This is a genomic window from Sulfurospirillum sp. HTRB-L1, assembly GCF_059415125.1.
This window is the reverse complement of the sequence record NZ_JCAHZR010000005.1, coordinates 129,431-147,718: the sequence shown is the minus strand read 5'-3', so window position 1 is coordinate 147,718 and position 18,288 is coordinate 129,431. Positions and strand designations below refer to the sequence as shown.

At 43.3% G+C, this 18,288-nt stretch carries 20 protein-coding genes and 1 pseudogene; 12 read left to right on the top strand and 9 right to left on the bottom strand.

The annotated features are described in order from the left end of the window. The first annotated feature begins 8 nt into the window (after positions 1 to 8). Positions 9 to 395 carry a DUF6858 family protein gene (locus AC5SLM_RS09905; protein WP_495250791.1) on the top strand — a complete coding sequence of 129 codons (387 nt, stop codon included), beginning with the start codon at positions 9 to 11 and terminating at the stop codon, positions 393 to 395. A gap of 19 nt (positions 396 to 414) precedes the next feature. On the opposite strand, the gene ppnP is transcribed toward AC5SLM_RS09905, so the two are convergent. The 3 genes and pseudogenes from ppnP to AC5SLM_RS09890 all read right to left on the bottom strand — a co-directional run bounded on the left by ppnP (position 415) and on the right by AC5SLM_RS09890 (position 2,236). After that, complete coding sequence (gene ppnP / locus AC5SLM_RS09900) at positions 415 to 723, bottom strand: pyrimidine/purine nucleoside phosphorylase (RefSeq protein ID WP_495250790.1); 309 nt, start codon at positions 721 to 723, stop codon at positions 415 to 417. A 79-nt stretch (positions 724 to 802) separates the two neighbouring features. Beyond that, on the bottom strand, positions 803 to 1,162 hold the full coding sequence (locus AC5SLM_RS09895) for a diacylglycerol kinase (RefSeq protein WP_495250789.1): 360 nt from the start codon (positions 1,160 to 1,162) through the stop codon (positions 803 to 805). Between the two features lie 26 nt (positions 1,163 to 1,188). Continuing rightward, positions 1,189 to 2,236, bottom strand: a pseudogene (locus tag AC5SLM_RS09890) (LTA synthase family protein). Between the two features lie 1,019 nt (positions 2,237 to 3,255). Between AC5SLM_RS09890 and AC5SLM_RS09885 the strand changes: the two are divergent. Further along, a complete protein-coding gene (locus tag AC5SLM_RS09885) occupies positions 3,256 to 4,440 on the top strand; it encodes an MFS transporter (RefSeq protein ID WP_495250788.1) in 1,185 nt (394 codons plus the stop codon). Between the two features lie 16 nt (positions 4,441 to 4,456). Here AC5SLM_RS09885 and AC5SLM_RS09880 read toward each other — a convergent pair whose 3' ends face one another. Then, complete coding sequence (locus AC5SLM_RS09880; RefSeq protein WP_495250787.1) at positions 4,457 to 4,993, bottom strand: carboxymuconolactone decarboxylase family protein; 537 nt, start codon at positions 4,991 to 4,993, stop codon at positions 4,457 to 4,459. 161 nt (positions 4,994 to 5,154) lie between these two features. Between AC5SLM_RS09880 and AC5SLM_RS09875 the strand changes: the two genes are divergently transcribed. Continuing rightward, complete coding sequence (locus AC5SLM_RS09875) at positions 5,155 to 5,721, top strand: TetR/AcrR family transcriptional regulator (protein ID WP_495250786.1); 567 nt, start codon at positions 5,155 to 5,157, stop codon at positions 5,719 to 5,721. A gap of 189 nt (positions 5,722 to 5,910) precedes the next feature. On the opposite strand, the gene AC5SLM_RS09870 is transcribed toward AC5SLM_RS09875, so the two are convergent. The 4 genes from AC5SLM_RS09870 to AC5SLM_RS09855 form a co-directional block, all read right to left on the bottom strand. Continuing rightward, positions 5,911 to 6,252 carry a nuclear transport factor 2 family protein gene (locus AC5SLM_RS09870; protein WP_495250785.1) on the bottom strand — a complete coding sequence of 114 codons (342 nt, stop codon included), beginning with the start codon at positions 6,250 to 6,252 and terminating at the stop codon, positions 5,911 to 5,913. Positions 6,253 to 6,313: 61 nt separating this feature from the next. Continuing rightward, positions 6,314 to 7,096 (bottom strand): SDR family oxidoreductase, encoded by a 783-nt coding sequence (locus AC5SLM_RS09865; RefSeq protein WP_495250784.1) that lies wholly within the window; start codon positions 7,094 to 7,096, stop codon positions 6,314 to 6,316. A gap of 76 nt (positions 7,097 to 7,172) precedes the next feature. After that, positions 7,173 to 8,081 (bottom strand): helix-turn-helix transcriptional regulator, encoded by a 909-nt coding sequence (locus tag AC5SLM_RS09860; protein WP_495250783.1) that lies wholly within the window; start codon positions 8,079 to 8,081, stop codon positions 7,173 to 7,175. Between the two features lie 46 nt (positions 8,082 to 8,127). After that, complete coding sequence (locus AC5SLM_RS09855; RefSeq protein WP_495250782.1) at positions 8,128 to 8,742, bottom strand: class I SAM-dependent DNA methyltransferase; 615 nt, start codon at positions 8,740 to 8,742, stop codon at positions 8,128 to 8,130. 136 nt (positions 8,743 to 8,878) lie between these two features. On the opposite strand from AC5SLM_RS09855, the gene AC5SLM_RS09850 reads away from it, so the two are divergent. The 9 genes from AC5SLM_RS09850 to AC5SLM_RS09810 are packed head-to-tail and all read left to right on the top strand — an operon-like array spanning position 8,879 to position 16,972. Then, a complete protein-coding gene (locus AC5SLM_RS09850) occupies positions 8,879 to 9,961 on the top strand; it encodes an ABC transporter permease (RefSeq protein ID WP_495250781.1) in 1,083 nt (360 codons plus the stop codon). Further along, positions 9,958 to 10,590: an ABC transporter ATP-binding protein gene (locus AC5SLM_RS09845; RefSeq protein ID WP_495250780.1), complete on the top strand. Its 633-nt coding sequence runs from the start codon at positions 9,958 to 9,960 to the stop codon at positions 10,588 to 10,590. The genes AC5SLM_RS09850 and AC5SLM_RS09845 overlap by 4 nt, the downstream gene beginning before the upstream one ends. Beyond that, the gene (locus tag AC5SLM_RS09840; protein ID WP_495250779.1) at positions 10,565 to 12,133 is read left to right on the top strand and encodes a hypothetical protein; all 1,569 of its coding nucleotides are present in this window, start codon (positions 10,565 to 10,567) and stop codon (positions 12,131 to 12,133) included. The genes AC5SLM_RS09845 and AC5SLM_RS09840 overlap by 26 nt, the downstream gene beginning before the upstream one ends. Further along, positions 12,120 to 13,118: a hypothetical protein gene (locus AC5SLM_RS09835; RefSeq protein WP_495250778.1), complete on the top strand. Its 999-nt coding sequence runs from the start codon at positions 12,120 to 12,122 to the stop codon at positions 13,116 to 13,118. Before AC5SLM_RS09840 ends, AC5SLM_RS09835 begins: the two co-directional genes overlap by 14 nt. Next, complete coding sequence (locus AC5SLM_RS09830) at positions 13,111 to 13,638, top strand: YceI family protein (protein WP_495250777.1); 528 nt, start codon at positions 13,111 to 13,113, stop codon at positions 13,636 to 13,638. The genes AC5SLM_RS09835 and AC5SLM_RS09830 overlap by 8 nt, the downstream gene beginning before the upstream one ends. 1 nt (position 13,639) lies before the next feature. Continuing rightward, complete coding sequence (locus tag AC5SLM_RS09825) at positions 13,640 to 14,131, top strand: hypothetical protein (RefSeq protein ID WP_495250776.1); 492 nt, start codon at positions 13,640 to 13,642, stop codon at positions 14,129 to 14,131. A 20-nt stretch (positions 14,132 to 14,151) separates the two neighbouring features. Next, complete coding sequence (locus tag AC5SLM_RS09820; protein WP_495250775.1) at positions 14,152 to 14,826, top strand: response regulator; 675 nt, start codon at positions 14,152 to 14,154, stop codon at positions 14,824 to 14,826. 10 nt (positions 14,827 to 14,836) lie between these two features. Further along, positions 14,837 to 16,213: a sensor histidine kinase gene (locus AC5SLM_RS09815; RefSeq protein WP_495250774.1), complete on the top strand. Its 1,377-nt coding sequence runs from the start codon at positions 14,837 to 14,839 to the stop codon at positions 16,211 to 16,213. A 27-nt stretch (positions 16,214 to 16,240) separates the two neighbouring features. After that, on the top strand, positions 16,241 to 16,972 hold the full coding sequence (locus AC5SLM_RS09810; protein ID WP_495250773.1) for a cytochrome b/b6 domain-containing protein: 732 nt from the start codon (positions 16,241 to 16,243) through the stop codon (positions 16,970 to 16,972). Between the two features lie 34 nt (positions 16,973 to 17,006). Here AC5SLM_RS09810 and AC5SLM_RS09805 read toward each other — a convergent pair whose 3' ends face one another. Beyond that, a complete protein-coding gene (locus AC5SLM_RS09805; RefSeq protein ID WP_495250772.1) occupies positions 17,007 to 18,218 on the bottom strand; it encodes a glycerophosphodiester phosphodiesterase family protein in 1,212 nt (403 codons plus the stop codon). Positions 18,219 to 18,288: the final 70 nt, after the last annotated feature.

Below are 18,288 nucleotides of genomic sequence, written 5' to 3'. Positions count from 1 at the left end.
GGAAAATTATGAAAAAAAGTATTTTTATGGACAAATACCCTGTGTATTCTTTGGAAATCGACAAAGATGAAACCGCTTTTAAAAGCGTGCCAGAAATCTTGGCGTATTTTAAAGAGAAGATAGAAAACCACCCTACTGCGGCGTTTATTGGGGTTTTTGACCACTACAGCCACACCAAAAAACTCGATGGCCCTATGGTGGCGGGACTCAAAGATGCGCAAAACATCCTTTTTTGTTTTGGGCCAGCCATCCCTGATACCAAAATCCTCGCCGCGCGCCCACGAAGCATCGGTGTGTGCGAACTTGAAGAGACGTTTATCGTCGAGTTTCTTGAAGCACCCAAGGAAGAACTCCACACACTCATGGAGTCTTGGGCAAAGGGCTTAGCAGCCTAAAAGAGGGGGATTCCCCTCTTTATTCTACGAATGAACAACAATAATCCACAACCTCAGGGCATGTTATCTCAAACGTGCTAAGTGCGGGCACGTCAAACGACTCTCCCGCCCTTACATGTAAGGTATTTTTACCCAAATGCACCTCGCAATTTCCCACAAGAATCTCCATCACTTCAGCCGCCCCGGTGGTAAAACTATAAGTTCCAGGAAGCATGACGCCTAGGGTTTTTTTACTCCCATCCGCAAACACCAACGTGCGGCTTGTCACCTTGCCTTCAAAATAGACATTGGCCTTTTTAACAACACTTACATTTTCAAATGTATCCATACGTACTCCTTAAAAAATAGAGAAAAAGTGTACCATGAAGTGCTTTAAGGTCTTACATGTAAAGCAAAACCACATGAAGCTAAAAAGTACGATAAAGAATGCTCCCCCATGTAGCGAGAAATAAAACAATGGATAAAAAAACGACAGAACTGCCAACGTCTTTGGCTCTTTTTGCCATTTGATGATGCTCAAGCGTTACCAAATCAACCACACGTTCTATGGCACTATTAATACTTTCTGCAAGCAATACGCCAAAAAGAGAGGTAAATAAAAAAAGTTTATAGACAAGCTCTCCATCGTAAAAAATAATCCAAGGAATCAAAACCACGCACAACAGCAGTTCAATCTTAAAAGAGGTCTCGTTTTTTACAATGTCTACAAGCCCATGAAGCGCATAGGATGTGTTTTTCAAAAAGTGATATTTTGGCTGGTTTCTCAACGCTTTTTCCTTTTTTGTTGGCTAACCTATCGGTATAATTTTTTATCGTACATGTCTTCCAAAACCGTAACCATGGCGATGGCTGAGCGTTCAAGCACACTGTCATGTGCTGCTAACGTCAAGGTTTTGTTTGCATAAGTATACGTTTGAGGGAGAATATCAGGGGCAATGATAGCTATTTTATCCTTGTGCCTAAGAGCATAGGTGTCGTTAAACTGCATCAAGGCGACCTCTTTTTTGTCATCTGAAAAGATGCTATGACCCAAGATGGGATAGGAAAGTTCCAAGCCCAATAGATCCAGCGCGGTTGCTAGCACATCGGGCTGCGAGGCAAGTTTTGCATAGTTTTGTGGCACCATACCCTCCATCACAATAACCGCGGGGATATGAAACATATCAACTGGTACAACCTCGTCGCCATGCACACGAACGTTATGGTCAGCCACAACAACAAACACGGTATCTTTAAAGTAGGCTTCTTTTTGGGCAAGTTCAAAAAACCTTCCAATGGCAAAATCGGCGTACTTTATCGCATTTTCCTCGCTTTGTCTTGGGACACCTTTGACGTACGCAATTTTATTTTCCGGAATCTCAAAGGGCGAGTGATTGGACTGGCTAAACATAACAGAAACAAACCGCTCATTCTTCTGAAAGTGCTCTTTAAATAGCGCGTTTGCCTTAATAACAAGGTCTTCATCGCAAACACCCCCACGTGCTCGTGAAGGTTGGATTTTCAAAGTCTTTTTGTTCGATGACCCTGTCAAAACCATTGCCAAGGTACCAGCTTTTCATGTTGTCAAAACGTGCTTCACCTCCGTAAATGAAGCTTGATTTGTACCCGTGGGGTTCAAGGAGTGAGGAGAGGGTAAAAAAATCATTTTGGGACTTTGTTCTTTTCACAACCCCTTCGCCAGGTACCGCCAAAAAACCAGAACTCAGTCCAGCAAGCCCACGGATACTTCGTGTTCCATTGGCATAAAGATTTGAAAAAGCAAGGTACTCTTTTCCAAGCTTATTCATAGTGGGTGTCATATTTTGTGCGCCACCAGAAAATTCTACAAATTGCGCACCCATGCTCTCTTGAATAAAAACGACCAAATTTTTTGGCCCAGTGGAGGGAAATTGTGTCTTTTCTGTTCTGTTAAAAGGATGTGCTGGGTCATCAAAACCAATGTTAAGCATCTGTGAAGCAAGGCTGTAGGCTTCCGAAAGTTCCATTTTTCCATACCGTTTGATGCTCTTGCTTCCATGTTTTTTACTGCTATAGTAAGCATACGCAACCGAATGCATAGAGTTTTTAGTGATTTCATTGATGATGCGATTGGTGCTGTAAAAAGCATCGGACGTGTTGGCTGCTCGGTGCCCAAAAGAGGAGCGAATCCCCACAAACAGCACAAGCAAAAGAGGGAGCAAGAGCAGGATTCTTGTGCGGTAAGGCACGTTAAAAGCGTTGGAAAAATTGATAGCAGTGGAGTTTAAAAACAAGCGCGCCGCAAGCCCCATCATCGCAAAAGAAAGCAAAAGCTCTAACTTGTATTCTTTAAACATCAACGAACCTACTTCTTTTGGGTACTTGAGGTATTCCAGAAAAAGATAATTTGGCCGCACATCATACTCGGAAAAAAATGGAAACGTTGCATTTTCAATAAAAATGAGCGTCAAAAGGCACACTAACACATACGTACTTAGGAGTTTTGAAACAAACAACTCCGTGCGCTTGGGAGTCAATGTGAGCAGTAAAACAGGAAATATCAAAAGATAAGAAATCGTAATCGTGTCCATCCTTAACCCATAGAGAAAGCTTAGGAGGGATTCAAAAAGCGTTATCTCTTCAAATCTCTGGGCATACAAACCATACAAAACTACTCTTCCTGAAAAAAATATAAAGAAAAATAGAAGGTAGGTTTTTATCAACTCTTTTATAAGATTCATTTATAACTCCACATTTGATTTTTGGAATCTTAACACCCAACGGTAAACGAAAAAGACAACAAGAGGCAATGTATTTTTGTTTCGACACATAAAAAACCAACAAGTCTTACATGTAAAGAAAAACCCGCTACACTTGCTAAAATCTTCTTTCAAGAGCTTCCATGCGCCCTTTTTTTGTTGAAAAAACCGTTGCTTCTGTATTAGGACTTGGTGTGACCACGACCATTGGGTATGGCACCTTGTTGTACGCATTCACCCTGCTCTCTTTGGAACTTGAGCGGCATTTTTTGTGGAGCAAAAGTTTTGTGTTTGGGGTTTTCTCCCTTGGGCTTTTGGCGGGCGGACTCATCGCACCGTGGGCGGGACGAAGTTTGGACAGGTACGGCGCGCGCATCATCATGAGTGCGGGCTCCTTGCTAGCGGCGCTGGGGCTTGGGCTTTTGGCGTTGGTGGAAACCAAGCTAGGCTACGTACTTGCCATGCTTTTTACCCAGATGAGCGCTACGCTTGTGTTGTACGAGGCGGCGTTTGTGGCGTTTTCGCAAATCGCCAAGGACAAAGCGCGGCTTCCCATGACGCAGATTACGCTTATTGCGGGGTTTGCTTCGACTATTTTTTGGCCGTTAGTGGGCTGGCTTTTGGGGTTTTTGAGTTGGCGGGAAGTGTATGGGATCTTGGCGCTTTTGCACCTTTTGCTTTGTGCGCCTTTGCACTGGTGGGTGCTTGGACGTGGCGTGGGCGGATTTATTCCTGTGAAAACTGAAAAATCCCCTGTTTTAGAGGGGGATAAACGCACGGCGTTTGTGCTCTTAGGTGTTTCGTTTGCACTCATCGCCATCCCCACTGCCGCGGTTCAGACCCATTTTGTGGGGCTTTTAAACGCATTGGGCGTTGAAACTTCGTTGGCCATCTCCTTGGGCTTGCTTTTAGGGCCGCTTCAAGTGGGTGCGCGCGTGCTAGAGATGCTAGGAGCGCGCAAAATCTCCCCTTTCCACTCTGCACTTTTGTCTTACGGACTGCTCACCTTGGGCGTGTGGCTCATGCTTTTAAGTGGGGTAAGTGTGCTTTTTGCAACGCTGTTCATCACGTTTTTTGGCGCGGGCCAGGGCATCAACTATGTGGCGCGAGGTGCTTTGCCGCTGGCCATTTTTGGCACGCAAGGGTACGGCCACCTCACCGGCAAACTCAACCGCTACAAAATCATCGCCGCCGCCCTTGCGCCCTTTTCCTTTGCCTACATCTTTGAACACGTTGGTATCTTCCCTGCCCTCGTACTTTTAGGTGTTTTAACCACCTGTGCCACGGTCTTGCTTGTGGTACTGGGGAAGATTATGAAACGTTTTTAACCCTTACATGTAAGGGTTAAAAGTCTTTTTCAATCTTAAACGCGTCAAAGATGATGTCCAACGCGACCATCCTCGCACCGTGGTTGGTCGCGTCTAAAATCTCTCCGTCGTTGTAGCCAAGCTCACGCAAACTTTGCACGTCCGAAGCGGTGATATCGTGAGGAGTGCGGACGGCTTTGAGCACAAACAAAAGCATCGCTTTTTCTTTTTCTTCTAGTTTTGCATCCTGAGGGTTTGCGCGCGCGGCTTCGACCTCTTTAGGTGTCCAACCAAGCATATTGATGAGAATAGACGCGTTAAAATCGATGCAATAGGTGCAATTGTTTTTGTCTGAAATGAGCATTCGCATGCACGCCAAAAGGGGCATGGAAAGGCTTTTTTGGTTGAGCATGTAGTACTCTACAAAGGCCATTTGCTGCTTAACCAGTTCAGGACTTGCGCTAAAGAGTTGGGCGGTGTTACTTACGCGTCCGCGCATGGCTTGTATTTTTTCATACAGCGTTGCAAGCTCGCCGGTGGCATTTTCAGGTTTCACGGTTGTAATTAGTGGCATGACTTTTCCTTTTTAAGTAATGGTATCCATGCATTGAGCGTCTCGAGTAACGCACCTTTTTTGACTTGACCAATCAGTCAACTAATTTTAACGCGATTTGACCGATTAGTCAAGTTGCGCCAACTATGTTATAATCCCTCCCAACAACACAAGGAGCCACCGTGGAATCAACACGCCAAAAACTCATTGAAGCGACATTTGAAGAGGTCTATTCGCAGGGTTTTCAAGGAGCATCCCTTGCCGCCATCCTTGCCAAAGCAGGTGTTCACAAAGGCTCCATGTATCATTTTTTTGCCAACAAAAAAGAGATGGCACTTGCTGCGATTAAAGAGACGATTTTGAAAAAATTTGACGAACGCTACGGCTACGTTGCCACGCATGAGGGCGGTTTTTTAGAGACCTTTTACGCAAAACTGCGCGACACGTCCACGCGGGATTTTAAACGCGGATGTCCCATTGCCAACATCGTCCAAGAGATGTCCAATATCGACGCGGATTTTAACACCCTCATGCACACCATCTACGCCACCTTTCGTGCCAACGTCAAAACCATCCTCGACAAAGCCATCTCCTCAGGCGAACTGGCCCCCTGCGACACCACCAAACTCGCCCTTTTTATCACCTCGACCCTCGAAGGCGCCATCCTCTCGGCTAAAGCCAGCGGAGAAGAGCAAGATTATGTGGATGTGGTAGAGGAATTGATAAGGTGTGTTGAAGGAAAAAGGTGAGGCAATCTTCCAACTGTGCCCTTTTTTTTAGAGCTTAATGACATCACCTCCTAGCAAGTTGAGCAAGCCAAGTCTCAAGAGGACATAAAATTTTTAAACAGCCCCCTGAACACTTGAACCGTTTTATCGCTAAAGCACTTTCAAAAATAGCTTTACATGTAAGGATTTTTCCTTACATGTAAACTCCTATCAAGCACCCATCAATCGAATACTCAATCTCACAATTTTTTCATCACAAATCGTAAAATGATAATCCAAAGGAATCGGGCTTCCATCAAATGTTCCTGAAACTTGTGCGCTCAGTACCGTTTCATTCTCATTTTCACTCAAATGCAATACCTCTAGCGTGAATTGATAGTTTTCAATACTCTCTTTTAGCCATTTTTGAATAGCATCGATGCCCTGAATATCATTTCCTTCATCCTGAACGAGTGCATCCTTAGCAAAACATGCAAGAATCGCATCGCAATTATGCTCATTATTGGCGCGAACAAACGCTGAAATAAGGTGTGGTAGTTGATGTGTTGACATTGATTTCTCCTTTTTTATTAGAGTTCTTACAGAACTCTTTACACGTCTTTAAAGCAAAGCTCTAAAGACTACGAAGCGTCCCACCATCAATGATGTGCTCACACCCTGTGATGTAAGAAGCACGATTTGATGCTAAAAACGCAACCAACTCAGCGACCTCTTCGGGACGACCAGGGCGACCTAACGGGATGCCTCCAAGAGAGTGCATCAATGCTTCTCGTGCACCTTCATAATTCGTCTCTAGGTTCTTCGCCATACGCTCAATGAGCCGCTTTGCAGCCGTTGTTTCCGTAAATCCAGGTGCGACGGTATTGACACGTATCCCGTAAGGGGCGACTTGGGTGGCAAGGCACTTGCTGTAATTTGTCAAAGCCGCTTTGGCGGCAGAATATGGCATGGTCATCTCACCAGGAAGCCTGCGTTGAATCGATGTGATGTGAATGATGACACCCGAATTTTGTGCTTGCATCAAGGGCAGTAGCGCTCTATCCAAACGAACCGCTGCAAATAAATTGGCATTAAAAGTCTCAATCCAATCATCATCGTTTAAAGAGAGTGCGCCTCCTGTTGGCGTTGATGAGCCTCCAACATTATGAATCACACCATCCACGCCACCAAAAGTCTCCACTACTTTTTGAACGATTGTTTCGCACCCTTTGGCTTGACTCACATCTGCTTCTATAAATAAGTCTAATCCTGACATATCGCTAGGCTCTGAGCGCGCTGTCGTGATAAGCGTTCCACCCGCTTGTTTAAGACGTTTCACAATCGCCTCACCAATACCTTTGGTGCCTCCTGTGACAAGAATACGCTTACCTTTAAATTCATTGCTTACATCATCCATAATTTCCTCTCTTCTCTCTTTAGATTTCAAAGTATAGACAAAGGAATACGACAACAGTGTGTCATGTTATAAAAAGCTATGAATAAAGTGTGAGTGTTTTAGCAAGCCTTGTCGCAAGTTCTTCTCTAAAGTATGTTGGCTCAAGCACTTCCACACACGGACCAAAGGAGAGAAGGTACCCATACAGCCACTCTCCCTCAGGGAAAGAGACTTCGACCATCACACTTCCATCTTCACTTCTTTCAATCAATGTATCTGAAAAATCATCATACACACGGTTAAGAACTGTGGCATTAAATCGCAGTTTTAAAGCAATGTTTGGAGAGGTAAATGCTTCTAAGGTCTTCGTTGTCGTAGCTTCAAAGATTCTTTCTTGAAAGGTTTCTGTCGTGATTTTGAGATTTTTCAGCCGTGAAATGCGAAAAGTTCGTAGCGTTTCTTTGGCGGTGCAATACGCGATTAAATACCATGCGTTGGCTTTAAAAACTAGCTTTTGAGGTTCAACCAAACGGCTCGTTTGCTCACCTTCAGCATTGACATACTCAAAAGAAATCACTTTTCGCGTTAATAAAGCCTTTTTAATCTCTCTAAATTTATTATTTTCATTGGGCAAACTCCCCCAATGCGAAAAATCAACTTCAACCCAGTCATGTTGTGCCGCCTTTTTAAAAAGTGCACCCATTTTCTCAAGGACACTATCCACATCTGGATACTGCGTTGCCTGCAAGGTTTTAACGGCGAACAAGAGGCTTTCACTCTCGTGTTCCGACATCAACGTTTTGTTCATCACATAGTTTTCTAAAAGAGAGATACCACCACCATAACCCTTTTTCATCAAAACAGGAACTCCTGAGAGTGCCAAGGCATCCACATCACGAAGAATCGTTCGTGTTGAGACACCAAAATGCTCGGCAAGTTCCCGTGCTGTGAGTGTTCCACGGTTGAGCAATACGGTCGTAATCTCAAATAAACGGTTAATTTTCATAGTGTCTATGCTTTACATGTAGAGCCATTTAAGCAATACAAAATCCCTACCCCTTCCGTCCTGTCAATAAAAATATCGGGTACTCCTTGGCGGGTTTTTTAGCCACGGTGACGATGCCAATCTCTACCTCTTCAAAGCCTGCTTGTTCGGCCCATGTTTTGAAAGTTTCAAGCTCAAACCCGAAGTGAAACACGCCCGTGTCTTCGCTATGAAAGGAGCCATCTTCCTTCTCCAAATCCGCCAAAGCGATGCTTCCGCCGTTTTTTAACAAGCGGTGAAACTTCTCAAACAGTGCGCCCACATCTTCCACGTGGTGGATGGTCATGGAGGAGATGATGCTATCAAACTCCGCTTCAATTTCTTTACATGTAAGGTCGCATTCGAGCATTTCCACTTCGCAAGGAAAGTGCTCTAGCTTGGCTTTGAGTTGCGCGTTCATAGCAGGCGAAACATCCACGGTGGTGATTTTGCGCACATGGGGGGCGATTTTTTGGGTGAGCAAGCCCGTGCCTGAACCAAAGTCCATCACATGCGTCGCGGTACGCTCATAAACAAAGGTGTTTAAAATCCCCTCGGCGATGGCGCTGACGTTATCCGTGTGCCCTGAATTTTTACCAAAATGCTCGGCTTTTTTGTGAAAATAATCTCTTGAAGGTTGCATGGTTTTCCTTTTGTAAAAGTGAGAGTATAGCACGCGCGGCTCCTTTTTTTTCGATTATGAACAAAAATTCATATACCCTTCATGTGACGTTCACGCTAACTTTTTATACTGCCACCATCAAACACAAGGTTGTTCTGTGGTAGCAAACGCGCTAAAAGCCTTAAGGGCCAGTAGGTTAAAAACTATGCTCATTTACGCAAGTCTCACCTTTTCTTTAATTGCCATTTTTTTAATCACCGCTATCTCTCATGGCGTCATCTCCATGTACTCCTCCATCCTCAACTCAGATGGCGACATCATCGTGACACAAGCAAAGATTTCAGATACCTTTTTTAGCAACGTGGACATGCAAATTATCCCCCAAATAGAGCATGTAGTGGGCGTGAGCAAGGTTGCGGCGCTGATTGTTGGGGCAAGTCCTGTTGAGCATTTGCCCATCGTTGCCATTTATGGAACCTCTTCTAACAGGTTTTCAAATTACACTTTGCTTTTAGGGGATTACCCAAAAGCTGGCGAAGTTATCGTCGGAAAAACCATCAAAACCCAGCTAAACCACCCCAAGGAAGTCAAGATTGCAGATAAAATATTTACCATTAGCGGGGTGTTTGAGAGTGACCTTGGTTTTGAAAATGGCGGCATTGTCATGGGTATTCAAGATGCGGGAGAAATCTTTAACAAATCAGCCTCCATGCTTTTGGTCAATGTCGATTTGGGCGCAGATAGCGACGCAGTTCTCTCCAACATCCAAAAACTAAGCCAAAAAATTGAAGCCAAATCGACGCAACACTTTGTAGAAAATTACAACCAATTTAAAATCATCAACACCTCTTCTAACGTCATCTCTTTTATCGCACTCATTATGGGCCTTTTGGGAATCGCTTCGGTGATGAGCATCACCGTCAATGAAAGAAGAGAAGAGTTTGGCATCATGAAAGCCCTTGGCATTAGTGCAAAAAAGATAAGTTTTGGTCTGTTTATTGAGAGTGTGCTCATTGGTGTTTTCTCATTTTTAAGTGCCTTTTTTCTTGCCAATATCCTTCTTTATGCCATCAAAAACACAGCAATGTTTCAAGGCTATATCAACGGCGAGATAAGTGCCTGGCTCTCTTTTGAAATCTTTGTTGCGACACTTATCATCACCGTTTTAGGAGCACTGCTTCCTGCTTATAGTGCTTCAAAAATCGACCCTATCATCTTAATCCAAGGAGGAAAACAGTGATAGTGGCCAAGCATATTACCCATCACTATGGCCAAGATACCGCCTTGCGCGATGTAAGTTTGCATGTCAAACAAGGGGAGTTTGTAAGCTTTATTGGCGAGAGTGGCAGTGGCAAATCTACACTTTTATCCATCCTTTCCACACTGCTCATGCCCACACAAGGTGAGCTACACCTTTGCAATCAATCGCGCAAAGAGATCAAAAATATTGATGCCTTTAGACGTCAAAATATCGGATTTGTTTTTCAGTTTCACTACCTAATTGGCTACCTTAGCGTGGCGCAAAACATCGCCCTTGCTATGGACCATAAGGAGCATAAGATTATCGAACACACCCTAGAACGACTGGGCATTAAAGAGATAAGTTCAAAGTATCCTCATGAGATTTCGGGAGGACAAAGGCAGCGGGTTGCTATCGCCAGAGCATTGGCCAATGACCCAAAAATCATCTTTGCAGATGAGCCAACAGGGAACTTGGACTCCAAAAATTCTCACAAGGTTTTTGCATTGCTCAAGGAAGTAACCAAGAAAAACACCACGGTTCTTGTGGCAACACACGACACAAAACTAGCCACATGTGCTGATACTATTTATGAGGTTTGTGATGGAAAAATTTCAAGCAATCGCTAAAAAACATTTTTACTTTTCTGTGGGCTTTTTTGCCCTTGGGCTTAGTTTTGGGATCATCTATTCCCTTAATCTTTTAGGCATGTTTGTGGACTCAGAAATGCTAAATCCAAGCAATTTGCGCTCAGCGCACATCTCGCTCATGCTGTATGGCTTCATCCCACTCATGCTCTCGTACCTTCCTTTTTTTCTTATTGTTAAAGATGTGGGTTACGATGCAAAAAGCGTAAGGTTGCTAGAGATTTATACGATTTTTTGGTACGTATTTTTAACCATTATGACGCTCTCCTTGCTCATGGGCGTCAAAAGAGACCTCGCCTTTTACGACTTTCACTATAGCCTCAATGCCCTACTCGCCTTTGCGGGAGTTTTTTATATCGCAAGTCTGTACCGCTACATCAATTTGTATGAAAAAAAACCCTTGTGGATTAAAGTCAGTTTGGCCTTTGTGGTCGTAGCCCCTTTTGCCCTTTTGATTTTGATGAATCCTAACATCGGGCAAGTTGAAGCAACCATTAGCGGACCACACGGAGACAACACACTTGGGATGAGCCTAACACTCATCCCTGTTTATTATCTTATCTTTAAGTATTTGTCCGTTTCGGCCTTTCGGGCACGTTGGCATGTTTGCTGGATTATTCCTACGGTTTTTTACCTCTCCTCAGTGCTGTATCGCATTGTTGTAGGCCCGCTGAGCTATGAGGCAGAGTGGTTTTTTCAGTGGCTCACCTTTTTGTACGTGCCTTTATTGTACCGCTGGTTTCACGATGCAAACATCGAACCGCACTCAAAAAACTTATTGCTTATCTCTATCCTTGCTTTTTTGTTTGTTGATATTGAAGGAAACCTTCTATTTATAGAAAGCATCCGTTGGATTTTTCACAGAAATGACCTCGTCGTTGCCCACGCCCATGTGGCGATGGGTATAGGCGTGCTTTTTATGACCCTGAGTCTTTTTGGGAATGTTGCAAAAGCATTGTTTAGCCGTAGATTTGTTTTTACCTATTTACTTGGTATGCTCGGAATGTTTCTGGTCTTAAGCTTGTCTGGCTTTGTGCAAGCAGGCTACACCTCTTTGTTTACAACAGAGTTTTTTTGGTCATTGCGTTCACTCTTTGGTTTTATCACCCTATTCTCTTTGTTGAGCTTTTTACATGTAAAGGAAAAATACAATCTTTTACAAAAATACAATCTAGTTGGATTGTTAGCCGATGGCTTCGGAGGCCTTTTTCTCTTTTTCTTTGCAGGCGCACTCTACCCGCTCCTAGGTTTTTCCTTCGGAGGCACTTACGAGTACGTCGTCTTTGCTTTTGTAATGACAACAGGGGTGATGCACTATAGCGCCCTAAGGCACCCGCTACATCAAGCCATCATCACACGCCTAAGCGTCATCGTACGCTTCTTTGTGGGGTCTGTTTTTCTTGCCCTCTACCTCTCCTCAAGGCTAGGAATCGAAGCCTTTGGCATCTTCGCCTTTGATTATCTTTTTGCGAGCATCTATATAGGTTTTTTTTACCAAAAGGAGGAACACTATGCTACCCATTAATCCCGCCGTTGTTTTTTTTGTAGGCTTTGAACTTTGTTATTATCTTCTCATTGCGCAAACTGGCATTGTTGAAGTATTTCACTCCAATCTTTTAGCCATCGCTCCTTTGCCCATAGGCGGCATGATAGGCTCGTACGTAAGCTCCCATGTGGCCCTCAGGGCGGAAAAAAAAGTCTATGCCTTGCTTTTTTTGCAACTCCTTATAACGTTAGCTTACCCACACTTTACCATCATCACACTCTTTCTTTTGGGCTTTAGTGTTGGTGGCATGGCACCACTCATCATCCATACGCTCAAAGGAAGAAGTGCATTTGATTTGCTCTTCTCCTTGGGGTTAGCTTACACTGTTGGAACCTTACTTTTTGCGACCAACCCCGCTTCACGAACCTTGCTTGGTGTTGTGTTAAGTGCAGGTGCGATGCTTTCTTATTTTGGAATCAAATACTGCAAAAAGTGCACAAAAGAGGGTTTTGTTATAAAAAGCACAGGAGGCTACTCTTTACTCATGATGGGGTTTTGGGTTTTTTTAGATTCGGCGTTGTTTGAAACCCTCTCGCGCGATATTACCATCCCCTTGTGGCGCGGCGGGTATCATATTGAGATTATTAGCTTTCACCTCATTGGGATTATTTTTGGCATATTTTCAAAATCAAACCAGCATCAAACCTCTATAAGTATTTTGGTGCTGTTTGCTCTTTCTTATTTGTTTTATTTTCTTCATGAAGCGTGGTTATTAAGTCTAGTCTACCCGCTTGTTATCTCTTACTACAACGTAGCTATCTTGCAACATCTTGTAGGAAACCTTGATTTAAAAAGCATCGGTATTTATATGATTTTCATCGGATGGGTGGCTTCAGGGGCTGGATTACTGGTGGCTTTAGAGCAGTGGATTATTTATCTTCCCCTTTGCTTTTTGGTGGTATTTATCTATCTTTTAAGTCAAAAAATAAATTACAAAATTTCCAAGGAGGTGTATCGTGTTTAAAAAGTTTTTAGTGCTCATTGTGGTTCCATTTTTCCTTTATGGAGGAGAATTGCAACTCGTACAAGGAAGTATTCAGGCCCATACAGAAGTCTTTGGTGACTCATCCATAGAGCCCTATACGGAAAAAATTTATGCAACTTTTACCATGGAAGAGCCTGTGACTTCCTTACGTGGTGAAGTCTTTTTTCACGTTCTTGACTTTGTCTCAGACAAGCAAGGCAGAGATGAGAATATGCACAAAGCAATGGAACACAAAAAATATGAGAAGGTAGTTTTTACACTACACAAGCTTACACAAGAAGGAGAAAAGTACGATGCAATTGGAATTCTTTCGCTTCACGGTGTCCAAAAACAAGTAACCATTCCTGTTGCTATAGAACAAAAAGACGAACAGCTTACACTCAATGCCACATTCTCAGTCAAGATGAGCGAATACGAAATCGCGCCACCCACGTTGCTCTTTTTAACCGTTAGAGACGAGGTGGACATTCGTGTAAATCTTCAGTTACAAAGGAGATAACATGGTGCTGCGCCTTGTGTTTACACTGGTGTCAATTTGCATTTTTGGCCATACAAAAATACTCAATACAGGAGAGGCAATACCCCCTTTTAGCCTTCCTGACCAATTTGACAAGGTGCACCAAGTAAATAGCCGTGATTATGCGGTTTTGTTTATTGCTTTTGAAAAAGAGGTGGCAGTGTTGTTTAACACGTTACTACAAAGCAAGCCAACCTCTTTTTTACAAGAGCACAAGGCGCTATTTATTTCAGATATTCATGAGATGCCATTATTTGTGACAAAAATGTTTGCGCTGCCTAAGATGAAAGAGTACCCCTACCCTGTGCTGTTAATTTATGAAAAAAAAGAGCTGTTCCCGCAAAAACCAAATGCCCTCACCGTCATTAAAATTGAGCAAAACACTATTGCGCATATCCATTTTATGAGGGGCGAAGCGGAAATAAAAGCCATGCTTAATAGCATCGGTTTTAAAGATGTTTCAAGGATTAAATAACAATGTTTGAAGTAAAATAAATGATGAAATTTTTAATCGTAGAAGATGACATTAAAATCACAGAGTTTCTGAAAAAAGGGCTCAATGAAGAAGGGTACACTGTGGACATTAGTGGCAGTGGAGATGAAGCCCTTTATTTGGCTAGCACCAATGTGTACGACCTTATTTTATTAGATATTATGATTCCACATATTGATGGAATCTCCGTTTGCAAGATGCTACGCGCAAACAATAACATGACGCCTATTATTATCTTAAGCGCAAAAGACACGACCGAAGATAAAGTCCATGGGCTAAACGAAGGGGCCAATGATTATTTGGCAAAACCCTTCGCGTTTTCCGAACTCCTAGCGCGCATTCGAGTCCAACTGCGCCATCAAGAGACAGGGGTTTCCACACAACTCTCCCTTGCTGACCTTGAAATGGATTTGCTCACAAAAACAGTCAAGCGGCGTGGCGAAACCATCAAGCTCACCGCAAAAGAATTTTCTCTTTTAGAATACATGATGCGCCACAAAAACCACGTACTCTCAGAGACAAAAATCAACGAAGCAATGCGTGATTTGAACGAAACGAGCATCAGCAATATTGTCAATGTTTATATTTACCGCTTGAGAACAAAGATAGACAAGGGCTATGAGCCCAAGCTCATCAAAACTGTTCGCGGCATGGGATTTTGCCTCAATGATGACTAAAAGAAAATCATTGAAGTTTAAATTACTTCTATATTATCTGCTTGTGCAAGCACTCTTATTTCTCCTTTTTGGGGGGATTCTTCTAAAGTTTTTACAAGATGCGATACACGATAAGATGGAAGCCACGCTCAAAGTCATCATCTTGGACGTCAAGGATGATATTGTCGTACACCATATAGATTTTAAACATACTTCCCTAGAGGAAGAGGTTGAAGAGTTTGATTTTAGGCCTCTTTTTATCAAAGTTGTCAAAGCGGACGAGGTGTTTAAAACACAATATTTTCCGGAAAATATACCCCTTAAAACCCCGCCTGAAAAAGATAAAATCTTCTTCGAACTTGCTAGCGATAGAGTGGTGGTAACATTAGCATTCTCTCATGAACAGATAGATTACACCATACAGCTCGTGAGCATTCCTAAAAAAATGGAAGAGCTTTTTCCAAACCTGAGGTATATCATCCTTTTTATTGTTCCTATCGTGCTGCTCTTTGCCGTTCTTTTTGGCAATATTCTTATCTCGAGAGCATTTCGCCCTATTGAACTTCTCTTGGAAGAAATTCAAAGTATCGGTGCCAAAAACCTCTCAAAAAGGGTGCAAACAAGAAAAACAAATGATGAAATCGATGAAATCTCTCACGAAGTCAATAAACTTTTAGACAGGGTAGACAAAGCCTACACTCAAATCTCTCAGTTTACTGGCGATGTTTCTCATGAACTCAAAACACCCCTGACAATTATGCGAGGCGGATTGGAAGTGGCGCTAAAACATGACCGTCCACCACAAGAATACAAAAACGTACTCAAAAGCACCTTGGACGAGGTATTAAGTGTCCAGCAGATGATAGAAAACTTGCTTCTTGTGGCAAAGTTAGACACCACCGCGCCACAAAACATCAAAGAGATGGTCTATCTTGATGAAATACTTCTCGAGGTTATCCATGAACTTAAACCCTTGGCAGAAAAAAAACAGTGCACATTGGAGGCTGAGATTAAAGAAGCCATTTCGCTGTATGCCAATGAACATCTCCTCAAAATTGCCATCAAAAATATTTTGCAAAATAGTATTTTTTACTCCCATGCGCACTCTAAAATTTTTATCTGCCTGGAAAAACATCAAGACACGCTGTTGCTAAGTATCGAAGATTTTGGCATAGGCATGTCTGAACAAACAGTAGAAAATATCTTTGAAAAATTTTACCGCGGGGATGAAAGCAGGTCAAAACACACAGGGGGTTCAGGCCTAGGCATGTCCATCGTCAAAAAAATCCTCGCCATGCATGAAATCGCGATACACATCCACAGCACCCTTGGCGAAGGAACAAAAGTCACCTTATCCACAGAAGATTTGGAAACAAAAAACCTAAAAGATAGCGGCAATGACATATAGACGTTTATCTACATTATGGAGAAACCAATGACAAAAAGTTATATTTGGCCAGTTGCAAACAGGGTGGCTCATGTTCTACTTATACTCTTTTTTGCCACAAGCTACATCTTGGGCGATTTTGACACCTTGCTTGGTTACCACGCAGCTTTTGGTCTTACACTTGGAATCGTGATGCTTTTTAGAGTTTTTTGGGGATTTATGGGGCCAAAATATTCCAAATTTAGAGATTTTAATTTTACCTTGGGTGATTTAAAAAAGTATCTTGCGTCGGCTTTTGTAAAAACAAAAGAGTACGTGGGACACAATCCAGCGTCAAGCTATGCCATCGTTTTGATGATAGTCCTTACTTTTTTTACCGTCATTACAGGCTTGTTGGTTTATGGTGCGGAAGAAAATCATGGAATTTTATCGTTTTTACACTCTTCGCCTTTTGCAAAGATGAAGATTTTTAAAGAGTCTCATGAGTTTTTTGCAAACGTATTATTAGGAGTGATTGTCTTACATGTAAGCGGCGCGTTGATTGATAAATTTATAAAAAAAAGCGATGGCATTGACGCAATGCTACACGGCTACAAAAAGACGCAAGAACCTGTACATGTAAAGACAACCGTTGTTCAAAAACTATGGGCTCTCGTGTGGATAGTATGCACGTTATTTGCCCTACACTCGCTTCTTTTTGATAAAAGCAATCTCTTCATCGCCCATGCAAATCAAAGCAAGGTGTACGCATCTACGAAGATTTTCAAGCTTTACATGTAAGCCAAAAAGGGAGCCCAAAAGCTCCCCGTAATCCTTAGCGGACAAGACCTTTGCAGTTTGCATAATACGTCGTCGTGGCCGGCCAATCAGAAAAAACACCCATCACCCCAACTTCTTGTGCGAGCACGTCTAAAAGCACAAAGGTGTCGCCGTCGTTAGTGGTGGCTTCTTTGATGGTTTGGTAGTACCAACCGCCGCCATCTTTTAGTAAACCTGAGCGCTCCAACGACCACGCGATGATGCCAAGCCCGCGCGCTTTAAGGGCTTTTGCGTAGGTTGATGGCACAATAGCGCCGTTTTTATCTAAGCTCACCAACGCCCAAAGAGGTGGTGCGATGATTTTCACGCCGTCTTTTTTGAAACCATCAAGCTCCGCGATGTCTTTAGCGTACCCGTCCTTTGGGTCTAAAGTCTCATCCAAAAATACCGCTTGCTTGCCAAATTCAGGCGTATGCTTAAGCCAATACAAGATGTCCTTATAATCAAAAGATTGGGCAAACACGTCAGAGGGTTTCACGCCCGCCTTGATGTACTCATCAATCATGTGTTGCGCGTATTTCTCTTGGGTGTAGCTCCCCTCATAAGGCATGGCGACACTGGCGGATTTAAGTTCAGGTGTCATTTTTACCCCAAGTTCTTTAAACAGCGCAATACTTTGCGCATGGGTCATGAGCGTGCCCGTGGAAGCGTAACGGTCGGTGCGCCAACTGGGTGTGGCATTCATGTATGCTTCGAGTGTTGTGGCATTTTCATTAGCCGCGTCCATTTTTCCCTGAAGGGTTTGAAACTCGGCAAGAGTGATGTCGCTGGTGCAACATTTCGCCGTTGCTTTTTTGCCTGTGGCAGGGTCTGCAGGGCTAAAAGGCTCAGAACATTTCGCCGCCAACGGCGTGGCTAAAATGTTGGTCGTGGTGTGCAAGTCGCACTGGGAATGGCGGCACACCAGTTCTTTGTCCTTAGTGAAGGTCACGTCGCACTCGATGATACCCGCGCCCGTGCGTGCTGCGGCAAGGTAAGCTTCTTTGGTGTGTTCAGGAAATTGCATGCTCGCCCCGCGGTGTCCGATGGAAAAATCAGATTTTTTAAACTCGCGCACTTTGCATTGCTGGAGGGAGGTTTTTAACGGCCCCGCGTCCATGTCATCCACCAGATAATACGGTCTTGGGCCTACTTGCACCACTGTATTTTGCGCAACAACTCCCGTGGCAAGCACGACCACCGCCAAAAATGCACGTGTTATGTTCATCTTCCTCTCCTCACAAAATGGATTTTTCACCGGCCATTATGTCACGGATTTATAACAAAAAGGAGACAAC